Source organism: Nocardia sp. NBC_01329 (genome assembly GCF_035956715.1).
Taxonomy (GTDB): domain Bacteria; phylum Actinomycetota; class Actinomycetes; order Mycobacteriales; family Mycobacteriaceae; genus Nocardia.
Map to the genome: position 1 here is coordinate 4,250,113 of NZ_CP108381.1, position 18,556 is coordinate 4,268,668.

The following is an 18,556-nucleotide window of genomic DNA, read 5'->3' on the forward strand; positions in this document are numbered from 1 at the left end:
AGGGCACAGGTATCACCGGATTCGAAACCGGGGGCTGATCAACGCTCATAACAATCCCTCACCTACGCCGGCGGTAGCTGATCTGACTCGCCTGCTTTCCAGTAGCTTGCCAGCTCAAACACATTCATGCAACCGACCGGTCTGCTTTCTCTGAAACCCCCCGCCACCTGCCGCTCCTCCGGCGAGCCGCCGGTGGGGGTGCAGTCATCGCTCCCGCTCGACTCCGCGATCAGCGAGTCGGATCCGGAGCGTTCACCCGGGTCAGTTCGGCCGGGTTGGTGACCGAGTAGACCCCGATGACGGTGTCGTCGGGGGCGACCTCCAGGACGACGACCGCCAACGGGGCGTCACCATCGAAGATCACCGCGCAGGGATCGCCGCTGACCGTGCGCCAACCCACCCGGTAACCGTCGAGACCGGCTGCGGCGACGGACATGAACACCTCGGCGACAGCAGTTCTCCCGTGGACCGGCTGCAAGGAGGTGGCGGCACCGGCGCCGCTATCGGTCCACAGGGTGACCTCCGGGGCCAGTACGGCGAGTAGTCCCTCGAGGTCTCCGCCCATCGCGGGCGGATCTGCGGGTCCACCTGGGCGTACGGTCGGCGGGCCTGTACGTGGGCTCGGGCGCGATGGGCGATCTAGCGTACTGCGGCGGGTGAGCGGTAGCTGACGAATGTCTCGGTCGCGTTGTCGATGTCATCGGTCATGGCAGTCTTCCGGTCCGGCAGAGATGGTCCTGCTACGAAGAGGGTCGCGGCGGCGCCGAGTGTGACAAGTGTCTGCTGCTCGTCGACGGGGACCCGACCACCGATATCACCGCGACTACCGCAATCGCCGAGGTATGGCAGCGCGGTGTGCGCCAGGTCCGCCGATGACCGCGGCCGTGGTCGCCCGGTGGCCGCTGCCGCTGTTCCGGGCGACCGTGACGACGGCGGCGGTGCTGGTATTCGCCCAGGCTGCCCTGGCCCGGCGGTTTCCTGGCCGGGCACTTCGAAGCCTTGGCTATGCACAGCCGCAACGGCGGCCTCGTGTTCGGGCCCGGCCGGCTGGTCGATCAACGGCGCACCCTACGAACCGGGCCGCGCATTGGCGAACCCGCGCCTGGGCACCGTCGAAATCTGGCGCTTCATCACCGATTTCCACCACCCGGTCCACGTCCACCTCGACCCGTTCCAGGTCATCTCCCGCAACAACCGCCCACCCGGACCCTCGACGCGGGCTGGAAAGACACCGTCGATGTCCGCCCCGCCGAAGCCGTCGAGGTAGCGGTCCGCTTCACCGACTACCCCCGCCAGTTCATGCTGCACTGCCACAATCTCGAACACGAGGACATGGCGATGATGGCCGACTTCTCGGTGAGAGGTGTGCGTTGACCGGACACCAGAGGGTGCATGACCGAGCCGGTGGCAGGTGCAGTCGCCGGCCGAGCCCGGAGTTATTTCGGTGAATCGGTACGCAGTCGGCCGAAACGGTCCACCGCCGGTGCCGGTGGCCCCTGATCGGGCCGCCGATGGTCGGTATCGCCGGCCCCGACCCGGTTGGCGCGCTCAGCGAGAGCAGTAAGACCCAGATGGGCGTCAGCTGTGTAGCACACGATCTTGCCCTTGTGATTCTTCGAGCGGCCGAGTACTCCAACGTCAGCCAGCTCAGTGAGGCCACGGTGGGCGGCGACAGCCGAGACACCATACCGAGTAGCGGCGGATTCTGCGGTGAGTACCGGATGTGTGGACAAGTCAGCGAGGATCTTCATGACGACCGCATCGCGACGGGGTAGGGCGGGACTGGTGCCCTGTCGGCGACGGTGCTCGACCAGGCGTTGCAGGAGTTGATCATCGAGTGCGGCAGCGTCTCGGGCAAGCCGCACTCCGGTCTCCGCGCCTTGCTCAGCGGCCTGGGCGAACCCGATGATCCACTCGTCGGTGTGTGGTTCCGGATCGCGGTAAGCGGTCAGGCCCGCCAGATAGACGTCGGTGCGCGCGGCGAACACGGTACTGATCGGGATCAACGTGTGCCGTAGGGCATCACAGCGCCGCAGCACGGTGTGGATCAGTGCGCGTCCGGTGCGTCCGTTGCCGTCGATGAACGGGTGGATCGTCTCGAACTGCGCGTGGGCGATCGCGGCCCGCACAACCGGATTGCCGTGAGTGGCGGTCAGGAACGAGGCCAAGTCCTCGACCAGGGCGGGAACTTCGGACTCGGGTGGCGGTACGAAATCGGCCCGCAGTGGGCTCCACCCGGGTCCGCCCACCCAGTTCTGCTCGGTTCGCAGACCAGCCGGTAGCCGGGGTTCGATGGTGTGCTGTAGATCCACGATGTCTTGTGTCGTGATCGGCCTGGATCGGTCGACGAGGGAATCGATGGCCTGCTCGGTGGCGTGCACGGTAGCCACCACGTCCAGGGCGGTGCGGGTTCCCGATTCCAAGGTTTCGGCGATGGCGAGTTTTTTGGGGGTGATGCGGTTGCCTTCGATCCAGGACGAGGAGATCGACTCGGACCGGATCAGCAGGTGGTTGAGATAGCTGCCCCGGGACCCGATGCGTTCATCGGCCCTGGCCAGCACTGCCAGTGCGTCCTCGGCAGCCTGCTGGGCCCGGGGGCCGATCTGCGGTAGGTCCACCCCCAGCGAATCGGGTATATAGGCCAGGTAGGTTCCGGCCTGCCGGTCACGGCGGGCGAGCGAACCCTCATCCGACGGCTGCCACACCCGTTCCTCGAACCTCGCCACGGACCCTCCTCAACGTTAAGCATCGCGCCATAAACCTAACCCTAGATTACCTAAAGTTAATTTTAGGTGGGATGACTTAGGTTCCCCCCGCACAGTGGACAGTGAATTATGCAGGGGCAGCACATCCGAGGCGGCCAGCAGTTCGGCCGCGTCTACCTTCTTCGCCAACTCTTCGGCGCGATTGAACACCCGATGCACCTCACGCAGTAAGGTGCGGTCGCGTTCGGAGTCGAGCGCGTGACCGGCCCGCACTGCCGCCATGATCGACACCACCGCCGGGCCGGCGATCTCGGTGAGGTAGCCGGTGAGAGCCCGTTCAGCACGTCAGGCGACAGTTGACCGAACCTGAACACGCTGTGCGCCTCGGTAGTCCGCTACGCTGCCCACACGAATCGCGGATCGGCGCCGCCAACCACACTCAACAACGGCTTACGAAACATCGAATCGATCTGTACGCGTATGTAGTCCGCGTGGTGGCGGGGCGAATGTCGGCGGCCTTGCGCTATTCGATACCCACTGCGCCAGCGATTCCGACTGCTACCACACGAGAAAGCAAGTGAAAACGTCCCGTCGCCTGGTCGCACAACTTCGTCCCGTTCAAGTTCACGAACCTGGACGGATGACCACCAGGCAGTCCGACTTGTTGAAAGTTTGGCGCGGAAACTTTGGCGCGGAAACGTTGGCATATTTCTGGTAATCGGCCGAAAAAACAGCAGGCCAAGCCCTACTATCGGGCCTGACCTGCTGTTTCTGCTCCCCCAACTGGACTCGAACCAGTAACCTGCCGATTAACAGTCGGCTGCTCTGCCAATTGAGCTATAGGGGATTGCTCGGGCCCCGCTCGTACCGGGCTGACCGAGAGGAAACTTTAGCGTATGGGTGGGTGCGCGCCCAAATCGCGGGGTCGAACCGGTAGGGGCGGCGGAAACAGGGTGCGAGCGGCCGGTGGGAGTCGGATCGACAGGTGTCGGTGCGGTCGGGCAGGATGGGTCAGCACGGACTACTGGGAGGAGCTCCACCCAAATGCTGCGGTTGATCATCGGTATCGCTGCCGGGTACATACTGGGCAGTAAGGCCGGGCGGGCGCGCTACGAGCAGATCAGCGCGAGCGCGCGCGCGGTCACGGGGAGCCCGGTGACTCGCAAGTTGGTACAGGTGAGCCGGCAGCGTCTCTCGGACAGATTGAGCACCCGACCCAAACTGGAGCCGATGGAGCCGCTCGACGAACGCACCACCGTCATGGTGCCGCACGATCAACTGCGGCGGCGCTAGGTCCAGCGGTTCGGGCAGCGCCGAATCAGGCAGCGTCAGATCAGGCAGCGTCAGATCAGGCAGCGCCGAATTCGCTGTTGCCCATAGCCTGTTCGAGCAGGCTCTTGCGGTACTGCTCCAAGGCGACGAGATCGGCGAACAGTGCCATATAGGTCTCCGGCTCGTCGACCGAGGACACCCGGTGCAGCCGTGATTTGAGTTCGGCGATCTGCCGGCCGACCAGAGCGGCCTGGGCATTCGCGAGGACACCGGTGATGAACCGGGGAATATCGCCGATGGTTTTCACCGGCAGGGGCTCACTGGCCAGTTCGGAGACCAGGGCACGCAGCGTGAGGTCCTCGGTGAGATCGCTGATCGTGCTCACCCAGTCGGCGCCGGACAGTCCGGCCGACGCTCCCCCGGCTTCCGTCATGAGGGTCCGTACCGCGATATAGGCGGGGTGGGTGAAGGCGTCGGCTTCCAGGGCATCGAAGGCCGGGCCGGCGATCTCCGGGTACTGCAATCCGGCGGCGAGGGCCTGCCGCTGGGACCGCAGCACCGGATCGCGCGGGTCGGGACGGGCCGCCGGTTGGGACGGGCCGACACCGGACTGCTCTGTTCGGGGCGAGCGGGTCGGTGGGGCGGCCGCCGCGCCGCGCAACTTGCGCGCCTCCTCGTCGACCCGGCGGTACACCAGCGCCGGATCCTGCCAGCCGGTCCATTCGGCCAACTGGGTGGCATAGCGTTTACGCAGACCGTGGTCCTTGATCTGGGCAACGATGGGAACCGCCCAGCGCATCACCTCGACCTGACTGTCATAGGTGAGGGCGTGAGTGCGGCTGTCCTCACGTTTGGCGATCTCCTGACGCAGCGCGAAGTCGAACAGCGGTTCCCGGCGGGCGACCAGATCGCGCAGGGCCGCATCACCGGAGTACTGGCGCATCTCGCACGGGTCCTGGCCGTCGGGTGAGACCACGACGTAGGTCTGACCGGCGACCTTCTGGTCACTGAGGAAGGCTTTGAGCGCGGCGGCCTGCCCGGCGGCGTCGCCGTCGAAGGTGAAGATGATCTCACCGCGCCAGAAGTTGTCGTCCATGAGCAGACGTCGCAGGATCGCCAGATGGTCGTCACCGAACGCGGTACCACAGGCGGCGACGGCGGTTTTCACCCCGGCCAGATGCATGGCCATCACATCGGTGTAACCCTCGACGACCACGGCCTGATGACCCTTGGCGATATCACGCTTGGCGTGGTCGAGACCGAACAACACCTGAGACTTCTTGTACAGCAAGGTTTCCGGGGTGTTGATGTACTTACCCGGCATCGTGTCGTCTTCGAAGAGTTTGCGGGCGCCGAAACCGATCACATCACCGCCGAGGTTGCGGATGGGCCACAGCAGCCGCTTGTGGAACCGGTCGATCGGACCGCGCCGGCCCTGCCGGGACAGGCCCGCCGCCTCGAGCTCCTTGAAATCGAAACCCCGGTTCAGTAGATGCTTGGTGAGCACATCCCAGCCGTCGGGGGCGTAACCGCAGCCGAACTGGGTCCAGGCCGTCTCGTCGAAGTTGCGATCGGTGAGATATTTGCGCGCCACCGTGGCGTCGGGTCCGCGCAACCGCTCGACATAGAACTCGTGGGCAGCGGCATTCGCGGCCACCAGCCGGGACCGGGTGCCGCGGTCACGCTGGACCGAGGGTCCGCCACCCTCGTAATTGATCCGGTAGTTGAGCCGGTCGGCCATCTGCTCGACGGCTTCCACAAACCCGATGTGCTCGATTTTCTGCAGGAAAGCGTACACATCACCGCCCTCGCTACACCCGAAGCAGTGGAACAACCCGTGGTTGGGGCGCACATGAAAGGACGGGGACTTCTCGTCGTGGAACGGGCACAGCCCCTTCATCGAATCCGGGCCGCCCCGTTTGAGCGCTACATATTCGCCCACCACATCCTCGATCCGGACGCGCTCCCGAATGGCGGTGATATCGCGAGCAGGTATTCGTCCGGTCACGGAGACGAGTCTAGGCCAGCGGGGCCACGGCAGAGCCCGAGCACCCTCACCGCGGTCGGCACACCCGGGCCGCCCCGCCGAAGGTGGCGCCATCGATACCGTCGGCGACCCGTTCCAGGCGGCTTTCGGTGTAAGAGGCGATCTGATCGACGATCACCCGCACCCGGGCACTGTCGTCGGTCGCGGCGTCCCACCAGGGCAGCAGCAGCGGGTCGAGGGCGGCGGGGCCGGTGGCGAGCAGATATCCGGCGACCGCGTTGATCCTGTCGCGCTGCTCGGCCTGACGCAGTTTATGGTCGGGATCGGACATGACGTAGCGCAGGGCCACGGTCTTCAGCACGGCGACCTCGGCGGCCGCCACCGGCGGCACGACCAGATCGGCGGAGTAGCGAGCCAGCGGGCCGGGACAACTTTCACGCGTCGCCACGACCGCGGCGTTCGCGAACCTGCCGACGAGTTCACTGGTGAGCCGCTTCAAGGCGACCGAACTGGTCAGGGTGCCGTCGTAGACGAAGACATCGGCCACCACCGGCAGTTCGGAGAGCCGCTGCGCGGCGGCCACCAGATCGTCGACCGAGAGGCCGCGGTGCTGCACATGCCCGAGTTCGGCCAGCGCAACCCGTTCGACCGGGTCGGCCAGGGCTCGCAGGTCGATACGGCCGGCGATGATGCCGTCTTCCACATCGTGCACCGAGTAGGCCACGTCGTCGGACCAGTCCATCACCTGGCATTCCAGGGCGGGCCGCCGATCCGGCGCGCCCTTGCGAACCCAGGACAGCCGGTCGGCATCCGCCTCGTAGGCGCCGAACTTGCCACCGGCCTCGGTGCGGTGCCAGGGGTATTTGATCGCGGCGTCGAGGGCGGCGCGGGTGAGGTTGAGGCCGACGCTGCCGCCGTAGGAGTCGAGCACCTTCGGTTCGAGGCGGGTGAGGATCCGTAGATTCTGCGCGTTGCCCTCGAACCCGCCGAAGCCGGCGGCGAAGATATCCAGCGCCTTCTCCCCGTTGTGGCCGTAGGGCGGGTGGCCGATATCGTGCGCGAGTCCGGCGAGTTCGGCCAGGTCGGGGTCGCATCCGAGACCGTCGGCGATACCGCGGCCGATCTGTGCGACCTCCAGCGAATGGGTGAGCCTGGTTCGTGGGGTGTCGCCGTCACGCGGGCCCATCACCTGGGTTTTATCGGCGAGGCGACGTAGCGCCGCCGAATGCAGCACTCGGGCACGGTCACGCGCGAACTCGGTGCGGTGCCCGTTCCCGTGGGCGCCGGCACCGGCCAGGCCGGCTGTTTTGGGCGCCTCGACGACCAGGCGTTCGCGATCGTGCTCGGTATAGATCACCGCACCCAGTCTGCCACCGGGCGGTGACCGATCGGGAGGTTCGGCGGCACCGGCCGAGGAAGTGTTCACTGTCCGGCGGTGTAGTTGAAATCCGCCGAGAAGTGCGTGAGCTGATACCAGAGCAGCGCCGCGGTCTCCCGGGCGATTCCGTGGGCCTGTGATTCCCGGGTGTACACGGCGGGCCCGGTGCGGGTGGGCGCGGTCCAGGCGTCGAGTCCGGCGTCGCGGGCCATGGTGCGGGTCCGCAGCGAATGCCACGGGTCGCTGACCAGCACCGCCGAGCCGAGACCGCGTTCGTGCATCGCGTCGGCGACGGCCTCGATACTGCGCAGCGTGTCCGAGCCGGTCTCCACGGCGAGGACGGCGTCCTCCGGGACACCCGCTTCCATCAGGTACATCTTCCCCGAGGCTGCTTCGGTGTACAGGTCGCCTTCCTGTTTCCCGCCGACCGTGATGACCAGGTCGGACACTCCCTGCTTGTACAGACTCGCTGCCTGATAGAGGCGCGCTTCGAACACCGACGACGGGGTTCCGGAGTACTGCGCCGCGCCCAGGACCACGATGGCGTCGGCGCGGGTGTAGTCCTCGATCCGGGCCACCTGCCACACCCGCAGGGCGGTACCGCACACCAGGATCATCCCCACCACGAGGGCGCCACCGATGAGCCGTCCGCCCCAGCGCAGGATCCCGGCGCCGATCCCGCGCGCAGCACCGGAATCGGCACGCGAGTCCGGTCGTGTACGCAGTGGCGTCCAAGTCACGACACAAGTCTGCCAGGCAGGTTTCGGGCCGCGGACACCGCGCGACCGTACCTCTCCGGTTCACCACGGCGCGACGAGAATCCGTTTCCGCTGGTCAGCGGATCGAAGATCGGCAACCTGCGGCGCAGGGCAGGCGAACCGGACAGTGCGGAACGGTGCTCACCGGCCCGATGGGCGCACCTTGTGGCCCGAATCGTTATCAGCGGGCCCTCCCGGAGCGGGAATGAACGCGTCTCCGCGGTCACCCGGCCGCGCGATGTCCGAACTACTCGCCGAAACGGAACGAGCGCGGCACACCGGTCCGAGCACCGAAACCGCCATGGGAGGGCGAATTTCGCGGCAGGTTGCCGTCCGATGGTGAATATCCCGTTGATCAGGCCCGAACACCGGTAGATTCGACTTTCGGAACGGGCGCCGATGTGCTTGGCTATCCCTCGGCGAGATCTGCTGTCTCTCCGACCGATCCATCGGTGACCACGGACTCGCACCCACACGTCACGCCACAACGGTGCGGCATGCCCGTCGGCTGTTTTGGAAATACTGGGAACAGGCGAACGGCCGGTGGCCGTCTCGGTGAGCACATGGAGTACACGATGTTTTCTGGATGGAAGACCGCCACCGCCGGAGTGGTGGTAAGCCTCGCGTCGGTTCTCGTCCCCGCCGTGGCGACGACCGCGCACGCGGCGCCCGAGGGCTGCCCGAGCCTGTATGTCGTGGCGATTCCCGGTACCTGGGAGACGTCGAAAGCCGAGCCGGGCAGAGGAATGCTCGCTCTGGCCGCCGACGACCTGCCGGGCAATGCCCAGACCGACTACGTCGCGTACACCGCGACCGCCTTTCCCTGGGAGGGCGAGGTCTACGGGCGTTCCAAGAACGAGGCGGTCGCGGGTGCCCGCGGACTCATCGGCGATGTCGCCCGGCGCTGCGGTAACACCCGCTTCGCGCTCCTCGGCTACAGCCAGGGTGCCGACGCGGCCGGTGACCTCGCGGTCGAGATCGGCACCGGCCTCGGTGTGGTCCCCGCCGACCGGGTGGGCCTGGTCGGCCTGATCGCCGACCCACGCCGCTCCCCCCTCGACAACCTCGTCGGCCCACCGATTCCCGGCGCCGGAGCAGGCGGCACCCGTCTGGCCGGCTTCGGCTGGCTGAGCAACCGCACGTACACCTTCTGTGCGGTCGGCGACCTGTACTGCTCGACCCCCGACGGCGATTTCGCCGCCCGGATCGCCGGCTTCTTCGCCCAGGTCTCCAACGCCGACCCCACCCAGCTCGGCAACTACCAGACCCTCGGTATGCAGCTGCTCAACGACGCCCTGGCCGCGGGCGGGCTCGGCCTGCTGCACGACCAGCTCAACGGCAGCGCCTACGAGGAGCGCAAGAAGCAGGTAGATGACTTCGTCAAATCCGGTATCCACCAGAGCTACCCGCATTACCGGGTGGCCGGCGGCGCCGATGTCTTGAGCTGGCTCCGGCAGAAACTCATCGAACTGTCCTGACGGTCACGATCCGCCCGCGAGCACCGGATCAGCCGGCTTCGAGCTGCCACAATGCCTCGGGTTCGCGCCGCAACGGCGTTCGCGGAAACCGGAGTTCGGGAGGTCACCACCCCCGGCCGCGCCATTGCGCCAGTTGCGGACGCTCGGCACCGAGAGTGGTGTCGTCACCGTGTCCCGGGTATACGACCGTATCGTCGCCGTAGCGGTCGAAGAGCTTGGTGGCGACCCCGTCCAGCAGGGTGGTGAAATCCTCGGGGCGCCAAGTTTTTCCCACACCCCCGGGAAACAGACAATCGCCGGCGAACAGATGGGCCCGGCCGGAACCGTCGGTGAGGGCGAGAGCGACCGATCCCGGGGTATGCCCGACCAGGTGGATCACCTCGAGCGAGAGATCACCGACGGTGACCGTATCCCCCTCGGCCAGGATGCGTTGCGGGGTTACCGGAAGTGGATCGGCATCCAGGGAATGCGCGGCGGTGGGAGCGCCGGTGGCGGCGGTGACGGCTTCGAGCGCCTGCCAGTGGTCGCCGTGCTGATGGGTGGTGACGATCAGGCCGACCCCGTCGATGGTCTCCTGCTCGATCAACTCGATGATCCGGTCGGCTTCGTTGGCCGCGTCGATCAGCAGGGCGGCGCCGGTGGTCGCGCATTGCACCAGGTAGGTGTTGTTGTCCATCGGGCCGACCGACATCTTGGTCACCCGGGCGCCCGGGACCTCGCGGCGCTGCGGCGCGGAACCAGGCGAGACATGGCCGGTGTAGGAGCTATCGATGGTGATCACGCACCGATGCTAGCGAGGACCTCGGCGGGCCACGGGACAACGCTCCCACGATCCGCCGACTACTCGCGGTCGCGGGCCCGCGACCGCGAGTAGTCGGCGGTGCCGCACACCTTCGGACACTGTCCGCTCCCGCCGACGAGCCATCCGGATCGACCGGCGGGAACCGCGGAGCGGAAAAGGACCGATCAGCAGCCGATGAGGCGTTGCGCCAGATAACCCTCGACCTGGTCCAGGGCGATCCGTTCCTGGGTCATGGTGTCGCGTTCACGTACCGTGACCGCCCGGTCGTCGAGGGTGTCGAAATCGACCGTGATGCAGAACGGGGTACCGATCTCGTCCTGGCGGCGGTAGCGGCGGCCGATGGCGCCGGCATCGTCGAACTCGACATTCCAGTTCCGGCGCAGCCGGGCGGCGAGGTCCTTGGCCTTGGGAGTCAGGTCCGCGTTGCGCGACAGCGGCAGCACGGCGGCTTTGACCGGCGAAAGGCGGCGGTCCAGGCGCAGTACGGTCCGGGTGTCCACACCGCCCTTGGCGTTCGGGGCCTCGTCCTCGGCGTACGCGTCGACCAGGAACGCCATCAGCGAACGGGTGAGACCGGCGGCGGGCTCGATCACGTACGGGACGTAGCGTTCCTCGGTGGCCTGGTCGTAGTAGCTCAGCTCGGCACCGGAATGCTGTGCGTGCGTGGTCAGGTCGTAGTCGGTGCGGTTGGCGACGCCTTCCAGCTCACCCCATTCACCGCCCTGGAAACCGAAGCGGTACTCGATATCGGTGGTACCGGCCGAGTAGTGCGAGAGCTTCTCTTTCGGATGCTCGTACAGGCGCAGGTTCTCCGGGTCGATTCCCAGGTCGGTGTACCAGGAGAAGCGGGTGTCGATCCAGTACTTGTGCCATTCGGCGTCCTCGCCGGGTTTGACGAAGAACTCCATCTCCATCTGCTCGAATTCGCGAGTGCGGAAGATGAAGTTGCCAGGGGTGATCTCGTTGCGGAAGCTCTTGCCGATCTGGGCGATTCCGAACGGTGGTTTCTTGCGCGCGGTGGTCATCACGTTCGCGAAGTTCACGAAGATGCCCTGGGCTGTCTCCGGGCGGAGATAGTGCAGGCCCTCTTCGTCGTCGACCGGGCCGAGGTAGGTCTTCAGCAGACCGGAGAAGTTCTTCGGCTCGGTCCAGCTGCCGGGCTGACCGGTCTCCGGGTCGTTGATATCGGCCAGACCGTTGGCCGGCGGGCGGCCGTGTTTGGCTTCGTAGGCCTCGAGCAGATGGTCGGCCCGGTAGCGCCTGTGGGTGTGCAGGGATTCGACGAGCGGATCGGAGAACGTCTCGACGTGGCCGGAAGCCACCCAGACCTGGCGCGGCAGGATCACCGACGAGTCGAGGCCGACTACATCCTCGCGGCTGGTGACCATGGACCGCCACCATTGCTTCTTGATGTTCTCCTTGAGCTCGACGCCCAGCGGACCGTAGTCCCACGCCGATTTGGTACCGCCGTAGATCTCACCGCACGGGTACACCAGGCCCCGGCGTTTGGCGAGGTTGGCAACGGTGTCCACCTTCGACTTGGGTGCCACGCGAGAATTCTCCATCCACTACGAATCGCCAGTAGTTACGCCGCCCGGAGCGGGCTACGTGATCGCGGTGGCCCACGGTAACTGCTCTGCCGTGGGCGGCTGATCGGGTACAGCCTAGTAGGTGCTCTCGAGCGGATCCCACCGGCAGTCGGCGCACAGGCGGAGCTACGCGGTCCCTGCACGAACACGATTCGGACCCACACCGGCATGGATATTTGACATGCATACCCGTGCATATCAAAATGGGACCGGTTTCCAATAAGGAGTGGACCATGACAACGCACACCGCCGCAGCCGGGCAGCACAATCCCTACCGCTCTCCGGCACCGGTCCCCATACCTCCCAGGACCGTCCTGGAGAACGCCGGCGAACTGCTGCGCGCACTCGCGGCACCCGTTCGGATCGCCATCGTGCTACAACTGCGGGAGTCGCCGCGCTGTGTGCACGAGCTGGTCGATGCCCTCGGCGTTACACAACCGCTGGTCAGCCAGCATCTGCGGATTCTCAAATCGGCCGGGGTGGTGCACGGTGAGCGTTCGGGTCGCGAGGTCCTCTACGAACTCGTCGACGACCATCTGGCGCATATCGTGGTCGACGCAGTAGCGCACGCCGAAGAAGAAGGGTAATTCGTGTCCGAGAACCTGGTCACCGGCAAAGGGACCGCCACACAGAGAGCAGTCGGTATTCGCACCACGCGGCAACGCAACGCGATCGCCGCGCTACTGGAGGATATCGACAGGTTCCGGTCGGCTCAGGAGTTACACGACGAGCTACGCCAGCGCGGCGAGGGGATCGGACTGACCACCGTCTACCGCACACTGCAGTCACTCGCCGATGCCGGAATGGTCGATGTCCTGCGCACCGACAACGGCGAATCGGTCTACCGGCAGTGCTCGACCGGCCATCACCACCACCTGGTGTGCCGCCATTGCGGCCGCACGGTCGAGGTCGCCGGCCCGACCGTGGAGGCGTGGGCAGCCAGCACCGCCTCCAGCCACGGGTTCACCGAAGTCAGTCACACACTGGAGATCTTCGGCACCTGCCACGCCTGCTCCAGGGTCGGCCGGGGCTGAGCGCCACCGGAAAATCGGCAGAACCACGGCGAAGGCCGCTACCACCGGGTGGTAGCGGCCTTCGCCGTCGCATCCGAGTTCACACGGTGCAGTGCACCCGAGTTCACACGGTGACCGGCACCGCCGCCACGGCCGGCTCGGCGGGCCGATCCGGCTCGGTGCGCCGGCGATCGCGGATCGCACCGATGCCGAGCAGTACGACGGCGAGCGCCGCCCAGGCCAGCAGCACCAGCAGCGGTCGCTGCGCTCCGGCCCCGTCGAAGAATGCGACCGAGCGGAACAGGGAGGCGGCCGCGCCCGGGGGCAGCAGCTGACCGATCGCTCCCCACGGCTGTGGCAGCAACTCGGGAGCGGCGGTGGCGGCAGAGAACGGGTTGCCGATGAGCAACATGGTCAGGGCGGCGATACCGATACCGGCGCGGCCGACGATCGTGGCCAGGCCGGTGACGGTGCCGGCGACCGCGAACGAGACCAGGCCGGCCACCGCCGACAGGGCGAGGTAGGCACCGGGGACGATGGACAACCACGTCTGGGTGACCAGCATGCTGAGCAGGCCACCGGCGATACCGAAAACGAGTACACCCAGCGCGCGGCCGCCCGCCGTCGGGACCAGGAGGGTCAGCAGGACGCCGCCGGCTATACCCGCCATGACCAGCGGGAGGGCCATGGCGCCGAAACCGGCTCCGCGCGGATCATCGGGGTCGGCCGGGACCACGTCCTCGACGGGCGCGGCGGGCGCGCCGGACATCTGCTGACCGATCTGAGTGAGCTGCTGGGCTACCGCCGGGGCCGCGCCGGAAGCGATGAGCACCCGGGGGGCGCCGCCGCCGGTGACGATCGCGCCGTAGACCTCACGCTCACCGATCGCCGCGCGGGCCGCGGCTTCGTCGGGCAGGACGGTCAGTTCGAATGCGCCCGGAGTCCGGCCGGTCAGGCGGGCCTCGACCATCGCCGCCTGCGGACCGGACACGGCGAGGGGCAGGTCACGGGGCGCGATATTGGTCGCCGGCCAGGCGAAGGCGATCAGCATCAGAGCTTGTAGCAGGGCCGCGCCCACCCCGAGTGCCACGGCACGCTGGATGACGTTCATGACGTTCTCCCCAGAAAATCGAAGGCTCGTTCTTTTTGTGCATCCACCGTCTCACCGGCCCCTCGCCTTGTCAAGAACGAACATTCGTTTTAGTTTAGAGCCATGCCTCGAGTCAGTGACGAACACCTGGAACGCCGCCGGCAGCAGATTCTGGACGCCGCCCGGATCTGCTTCGTCCGCAAAGGCTTCCACCAGACCTCCATGCAGGACGTATTCACCGAATCGGGGCTGTCCGCGGGGGCGGTCTACCGCTACTTCAAAAGTAAGGACGAGCTGGTCATCGCCCTTGCCTCGACCGCCGCCGGCGATATCCGGGCCCAGATGGCGGCGGTAATCCACAGCGACCCGCTCCCCACGCCCGCCGAACTGGTAGGGCGGATGGCGGACTGGATCATCGCCCAGAGCGGCCCCGAAGGCCGGATACGCCTGGCCCCGCAGGCATGGTCGCTCGCCCTCGTCAACGAAGACGCGGCGATCCCGGTGCGGCAGGCGATGTCCGGAGTCCGCGAGATGTGGCGCGAATACGCGGAGCGGATGCGCACAGCGGGCTGGCTCCCGCCCGACGCCGACCTCGACGCGGTAGCTTCCGCGTTGTTCGGACTGCTTCCCGGATTCGTACTCCAGCATCTGCTCCTGGGCGACCCGGTCCGCGACCGATACCTGCGCGGCGTGGAAACGCTGTTCCCCTACGGGGCCCCCGCCACCCGGCCGCAGAGCGAACCCGCGGCCGTGACCGACCCGGCCTGACCGGATCGGATCAGGGCAACAAACCCTTACGCGCCTCACCGGCGCCCCCGAGCACCAGCAGCAACATCGTCGTCAACGCCGGATCGTCCAGACCCGCCGCCGGGAACGTGTAGCGAAGGATCACATCGGCCAGTTTGTCGTGTGAGATCACCGCGATCGAACCGAACTGCAGCGAGGCGTTACGTTCGGCCACCCGCTTGTGCAACTGCGGTTTGAGCGGACGATCCCAGGCCAGCACACAGGTCAGCGACAGCACATCCAGACCCGGTGTCAGCGTGAACGCGCTCAACGAGCACAACGCACCCTGGAAATCGAACCGCAGTGAACCGTCGTTGTCGACCCGGACGTCGATATCGTAGAGCCCCAGCCCCGCCCCGGCCCGGGCCTTCAACTCCACATCCGGTGCCAGCGCACCCGATTCGGCCTCGCCGCTCATTTGGTACCCCCGAATCGGCGATCCCGCCGCGCGTATTCGAGACAGGCATCCCACAGATTACGCCGATCGAAATCCGGGAACAACGTCGCCTGGTAGACGAACTCCGCGTAAGCCGACTGCCAGATCAGGAAATTCGAACTACGGAACTCCCCCGACGGCCGCAGGAACAGATCCACATCCGGCATATCCGGTTCGTCCAGGAACCGGGCGATCGTATCCTCGCCGACCTTCTCCGGATCGATCTCCCCCGCGGCCACCCGGCGCGCGATCTCCCGTGCGGCGTCGGCGATCTCGGCACGGCCACCGTAGTTGACACACATGGTCAACGTCATCACCGTGTTGTCCTTGGTCAGCTCCTGCGCGGTCTCCAGCTCACGGATCACGGTGCGCCACAGTCGCGGTCGCCGCCCCGCCCAGCGCACCCGCACCCCCATCTCGTGCATCTCGTCGCGTCGCCGCCGGATCACATCCCGGTTGAACCCCATGAGGAACCGCACCTCGTCGGGACTGCGCCGCCAGTTCTCGGTGGAGAACGCGTACGCCGACAACCACTTCACCCCGATCTCGATACAACCCTCGACGGTGTCCATGAGCACGGCCTCACCACGTTCGTGCCCGGCGGTCCGCGGCAACCCCTGCTCCTGCGCCCACCGGCCGTTACCGTCCATCACCAGCGCCACATGCCGGGGAACGAGCTCCGGCGGGATCTCCGGCGGACGCGCCCCGGAAGGGTGCGGTGCCGGCGGGCGGACGGTTCGAACACCGTCGGACGCGGACACGTCCGAACCGGCGGAGTCACGACGCAGGATCACATCAAGAGACTAGCTGTGCTGTCCGCGCGCCGGAGTGCGCGGGGTTGGGGCTCCGAGGCCTCACGGTTCAGGCCTCAGATGCCTCGATCGCACTACCGCAGGCGGCACCGGACAACTCCGCGCGGGGCGTCCCGGTACTGCGCTCCACCAGCGGCAGTGTGCGGAGTTTTCGCTCCAGATGCCATTGCAGGTGCGCCGCGACCAGGCCGCTGGCCTGTCGGCGGGCCGATTCCGGGATCGTCTCGACCCGGTCCCAGCGACCGTGGCGCAAGGCCAGCAGATGGTCGAAGACAGCGGGAGCCGGCGTGACCGCGCCCGGTGGGCGGCAGTGGACGCAGACCGCTCCCCCGGCGCCCACATGAAACGCGCGGTGCGGACCGGGGGTGGCACAGCGGGCGCATTCATCGATGGCGGGGGCCCAACCGGCGTAGTCCATGGCACGCAGCAGGAAGGCGTCGAGGACGAGTTCGTGTGGACGCTGTCCCTCGGCGATCGCGCGCAGCGCACCCGCGGTGAGGGTGTGCAGGCGGGGAACGGGGGCGCGTTCCTCCCCGGCCAGGCGTTCAGCGGTCTCCAGTACGGCGCAGGCGGTGGTGTAGCGGCCATAGTCGGCGATGATGGCGGTCGCGAACGCCTCGACCGTATGGACCTGGGTCACGATGTCGAGGCTGCGGCCGGGATGGAGTTGTACGTCGATGTAGGCGAACGGCTCCAGCCGGGCCCCGAATCTCGATTTGGTGCGGCGCACCCCTTTGGCCACAGCGCGCACGAGTCCGTACTGCCGGGTGAGGAGCGTGACGATGCGGTCGGCCTCGCCCAGCTTGTGCTGGCGAAGCACGACGGCATGGTCACGGTACAAACGCACGCGACCAGTCTTGCACGTGTCCGGCCGCGTCGCCTCGACTCGTCCGGGCCCGGGTCAGCGCACGCCGGAACCGGGCCCGGCCGCACACGGAGCCGCGTGTCAGGGGTGCGTACCCGATCGGCGCCAGGGTGTCGCGGGCAGGAAGTGGACGTCGTAGCGCTGCTGTTCCGGTAGCAAGCTGTCGAAATCCGCGTGCCCGTGCTGGATCCGGCCGAGCTGCCGGAAGTACTCGAACCGTTGGGTACCGGGGGCGAGGACGATGAGCAGATCGGTCGTCGACCCGGGTGCGGCGCCGAAGGCGTGCGCCATACCCGGCGGTACCACGACGAGACTGCCCGCGGGCGCCGTCGTCAGGGTGCCGTCGAGGAAGAACTCCGCGGTCCCGGCGAGAACGTAGAACAGCTCCGAGGACAGCGCGTGATAGTGCGGTGCGGCCCCGTCCGCACCGGTGCCGAGGGTGAGCCGGTTCGCGCTCACTTCACCGCCGGTGTCGACGGCATCGGCGAGCAGATGGAAGGCGCCGCCGTGGGGTAAGTGCACGATTTCCGCGGTCGCGGCCGGAACGACCAGAGCTTCGGAGTGGCGGGACGACATGTTGTGCTCCTTTTTCCTGTTGCCAACCAGTGCACACCGGGAAGAAAGCGCGAACCAGACGCAGTTGTGACCAGTAGTGATCACGGATCCAGATCAATGGAGGCGCGGTGGAACTGCGGCAGCTCGAATACTTCGTGGCCGTCGCCGAGGAGGGCGGATTCGGCCGCGCTGCGCGGCGGCTGAATATCGTCCAGTCGGCGGTGAGTCAGCAGATCGCGCGGCTGGAAAGAGAATTCGGGGTGCTCCTGCTCGACCGGTCGACCCGCCACGTCCGGCTCACCGGCGCGGGCGAACGGCTGCTGACGGAAGCGCGGCTCGTGCTCGCGGCCACGGGGCGGTTGCGTCGTATCGCCGGAGATATCGCGGCGGGCAGCGACGGCGCATTGCGCCTGGGCACCCTGCACGCCCCCGGTAATCGGGTGTATCGCGCCTTGAACGAGCTGGCCGCGATCGCGCCACACCTGCAGGTCCGGCCCCGGCGGTTACCGCCCGCCGAACGGATCGCCGCGGTGCGCTCCGGGGAAATGGATGCCGCCCTGGTACGTGCCCTGCGGCCCTCGCCCGGCCTCGAAGCGCTCGAGGTGTGGACCGATCCGCTGTACGTCGCGCTACCGGCCGAGCATCCACTCGCCGAGCAGCCCGGGGTGCGGCTCGAACAGCTCGAGCACCTGGCGCTACGCCTGGCCGCCCGGGACGCGAACCCGCCTTTCCACGATCTGATCACCGAGGCGTGCCGGGTCGCGGGTATCGACCCGCCCGCGGGCCCGCCGTTCACCACCCTGCAGCAGACCCTCGCCGCGATCGCCGCCGACCGGCCGTCGTGGACGGTGTTCTACGAAGTCTCGGCCTTGCCGGCCGTGCATCGGGTGGCGATCCGGCCCCTCATCGGCGCGACAGTGACCACCTCGCTCGCCGTCGCGCCCGGTCCGCCCGGGCCCGCCCTGCGTCACCTGCTCGAAGCTCTCCACCGGACCGCGGCCTCCGAGTAGAGCCGCATCACCTCGGCCCA

General features: G+C 67.2%; 18 protein-coding genes, 1 tRNA gene and 1 pseudogene. 7 read left to right on the forward strand and 13 right to left on the reverse strand.

The window, feature by feature from the left end:
• Positions 1-229 precede the first annotated feature (229 nt).
• The gene (locus tag OG405_RS19245) at positions 230-565 is read right to left on the reverse strand and encodes a hypothetical protein (protein ID WP_327147862.1); all 336 of its coding nucleotides are present in this window, start codon (positions 563-565) and stop codon (positions 230-232) included.
• A 141-nt stretch (positions 566-706) separates the two neighbouring features.
• On the opposite strand from OG405_RS19245, the pseudogene OG405_RS19250 reads away from it, so the two are divergent.
• A pseudogene (locus tag OG405_RS19250) lies at positions 707-1,374 on the forward strand (multicopper oxidase domain-containing protein).
• Between the two features lie 62 nt (positions 1,375-1,436).
• On the opposite strand, the gene OG405_RS19255 reads toward OG405_RS19250, so the two are convergent.
• Both OG405_RS19255 and OG405_RS19260 read right to left on the reverse strand, forming a co-directional pair.
• Positions 1,437-2,726 carry a Fic family protein gene (locus tag OG405_RS19255; RefSeq protein ID WP_327147863.1) on the reverse strand — a complete coding sequence of 430 codons (1,290 nt, stop codon included), beginning with the start codon at positions 2,724-2,726 and terminating at the stop codon, positions 1,437-1,439.
• Positions 2,727-3,479: 753 nt separating this feature from the next.
• A tRNA-Asn gene (locus tag OG405_RS19260) sits at positions 3,480-3,552 on the reverse strand.
• A 197-nt stretch (positions 3,553-3,749) separates the two neighbouring features.
• On the opposite strand from OG405_RS19260, the gene OG405_RS19265 reads away from it, so the two are divergent.
• Positions 3,750-3,998, forward strand: a complete 249-nt coding sequence (locus OG405_RS19265; RefSeq protein WP_327147864.1) for a hypothetical protein — start codon at positions 3,750-3,752, stop codon at positions 3,996-3,998.
• Positions 3,999-4,053: 55 nt separating this feature from the next.
• Here the strand turns inward: OG405_RS19265 and dnaG are convergent, their stop codons facing one another.
• The 3 genes from dnaG to OG405_RS19280 form a co-directional block, all read right to left on the reverse strand.
• Positions 4,054-5,985 (reverse strand): DNA primase, encoded by a 1,932-nt coding sequence (gene dnaG / locus OG405_RS19270; RefSeq protein ID WP_327147865.1) that lies wholly within the window; start codon positions 5,983-5,985, stop codon positions 4,054-4,056.
• A gap of 46 nt (positions 5,986-6,031) precedes the next feature.
• Positions 6,032-7,318 carry a deoxyguanosinetriphosphate triphosphohydrolase gene (locus OG405_RS19275; RefSeq protein ID WP_442790771.1) on the reverse strand — a complete coding sequence of 429 codons (1,287 nt, stop codon included), beginning with the start codon at positions 7,316-7,318 and terminating at the stop codon, positions 6,032-6,034.
• Between the two features lie 68 nt (positions 7,319-7,386).
• On the reverse strand, positions 7,387-7,959 hold the full coding sequence (locus OG405_RS19280; RefSeq protein ID WP_327152409.1) for a YdcF family protein: 573 nt from the start codon (positions 7,957-7,959) through the stop codon (positions 7,387-7,389).
• Between the two features lie 716 nt (positions 7,960-8,675).
• On the opposite strand from OG405_RS19280, the gene OG405_RS19285 reads away from it, so the two are divergent.
• Positions 8,676-9,578: a cutinase family protein gene (locus OG405_RS19285; protein ID WP_327147866.1), complete on the forward strand. Its 903-nt coding sequence runs from the start codon at positions 8,676-8,678 to the stop codon at positions 9,576-9,578.
• 103 nt (positions 9,579-9,681) lie between these two features.
• Here OG405_RS19285 and OG405_RS19290 read toward each other — a convergent pair whose 3' ends face one another.
• Both OG405_RS19290 and OG405_RS19295 read right to left on the reverse strand, forming a co-directional pair.
• Positions 9,682-10,359 carry an MBL fold metallo-hydrolase gene (locus OG405_RS19290; RefSeq protein ID WP_327147867.1) on the reverse strand — a complete coding sequence of 226 codons (678 nt, stop codon included), beginning with the start codon at positions 10,357-10,359 and terminating at the stop codon, positions 9,682-9,684.
• A 185-nt stretch (positions 10,360-10,544) separates the two neighbouring features.
• Positions 10,545-11,945 (reverse strand): glycine--tRNA ligase, encoded by a 1,401-nt coding sequence (locus OG405_RS19295; protein WP_442790584.1) that lies wholly within the window; start codon positions 11,943-11,945, stop codon positions 10,545-10,547.
• Between the two features lie 257 nt (positions 11,946-12,202).
• Between OG405_RS19295 and OG405_RS19300 the strand changes: the two genes are divergently transcribed.
• On the forward strand, positions 12,203-12,556 hold the full coding sequence (locus OG405_RS19300; protein WP_327147869.1) for an ArsR/SmtB family transcription factor: 354 nt from the start codon (positions 12,203-12,205) through the stop codon (positions 12,554-12,556).
• A gap of 3 nt (positions 12,557-12,559) precedes the next feature.
• Complete coding sequence (locus OG405_RS19305) at positions 12,560-13,003, forward strand: Fur family transcriptional regulator (protein ID WP_327147870.1); 444 nt, start codon at positions 12,560-12,562, stop codon at positions 13,001-13,003.
• A 103-nt stretch (positions 13,004-13,106) separates the two neighbouring features.
• On the opposite strand, the gene OG405_RS19310 is transcribed toward OG405_RS19305, so the two are convergent.
• Entirely contained in the window at positions 13,107-14,093 is a 987-nt protein-coding gene (locus OG405_RS19310) for a hypothetical protein (protein ID WP_327147871.1), read from the reverse strand.
• Between the two features lie 102 nt (positions 14,094-14,195).
• Here OG405_RS19310 and OG405_RS19315 point away from each other — a divergent pair, with 102 nt between their 5' ends.
• Complete coding sequence (locus OG405_RS19315) at positions 14,196-14,840, forward strand: TetR/AcrR family transcriptional regulator (protein ID WP_327147872.1); 645 nt, start codon at positions 14,196-14,198, stop codon at positions 14,838-14,840.
• Positions 14,841-14,850: 10 nt separating this feature from the next.
• Here OG405_RS19315 and OG405_RS19320 read toward each other — a convergent pair whose 3' ends face one another.
• The 4 genes from OG405_RS19320 to OG405_RS19335 all read right to left on the reverse strand — a co-directional run bounded on the left by OG405_RS19320 (position 14,851) and on the right by OG405_RS19335 (position 17,547).
• Complete coding sequence (locus OG405_RS19320) at positions 14,851-15,276, reverse strand: hypothetical protein (RefSeq protein WP_327147873.1); 426 nt, start codon at positions 15,274-15,276, stop codon at positions 14,851-14,853.
• Positions 15,273-16,088 carry an isoprenyl transferase gene (locus OG405_RS19325; RefSeq protein ID WP_327147874.1) on the reverse strand — a complete coding sequence of 272 codons (816 nt, stop codon included), beginning with the start codon at positions 16,086-16,088 and terminating at the stop codon, positions 15,273-15,275. The genes OG405_RS19320 and OG405_RS19325 overlap by 4 nt, the downstream gene beginning before the upstream one ends.
• A gap of 67 nt (positions 16,089-16,155) precedes the next feature.
• Positions 16,156-16,953, reverse strand: coding sequence for a DNA repair protein RecO (gene recO, locus OG405_RS19330; protein ID WP_327147875.1), 798 nt, complete (start codon positions 16,951-16,953; stop codon positions 16,156-16,158).
• Between the two features lie 99 nt (positions 16,954-17,052).
• On the reverse strand, positions 17,053-17,547 hold the full coding sequence (locus OG405_RS19335; protein WP_327147876.1) for a cupin domain-containing protein: 495 nt from the start codon (positions 17,545-17,547) through the stop codon (positions 17,053-17,055).
• Between the two features lie 107 nt (positions 17,548-17,654).
• Between OG405_RS19335 and OG405_RS19340 the strand changes: the two genes are divergently transcribed.
• The gene (locus OG405_RS19340; RefSeq protein ID WP_327147877.1) at positions 17,655-18,536 is read left to right on the forward strand and encodes a LysR family transcriptional regulator; all 882 of its coding nucleotides are present in this window, start codon (positions 17,655-17,657) and stop codon (positions 18,534-18,536) included.
• The last annotated feature ends 20 nt before the right edge of the window (positions 18,537-18,556 follow it).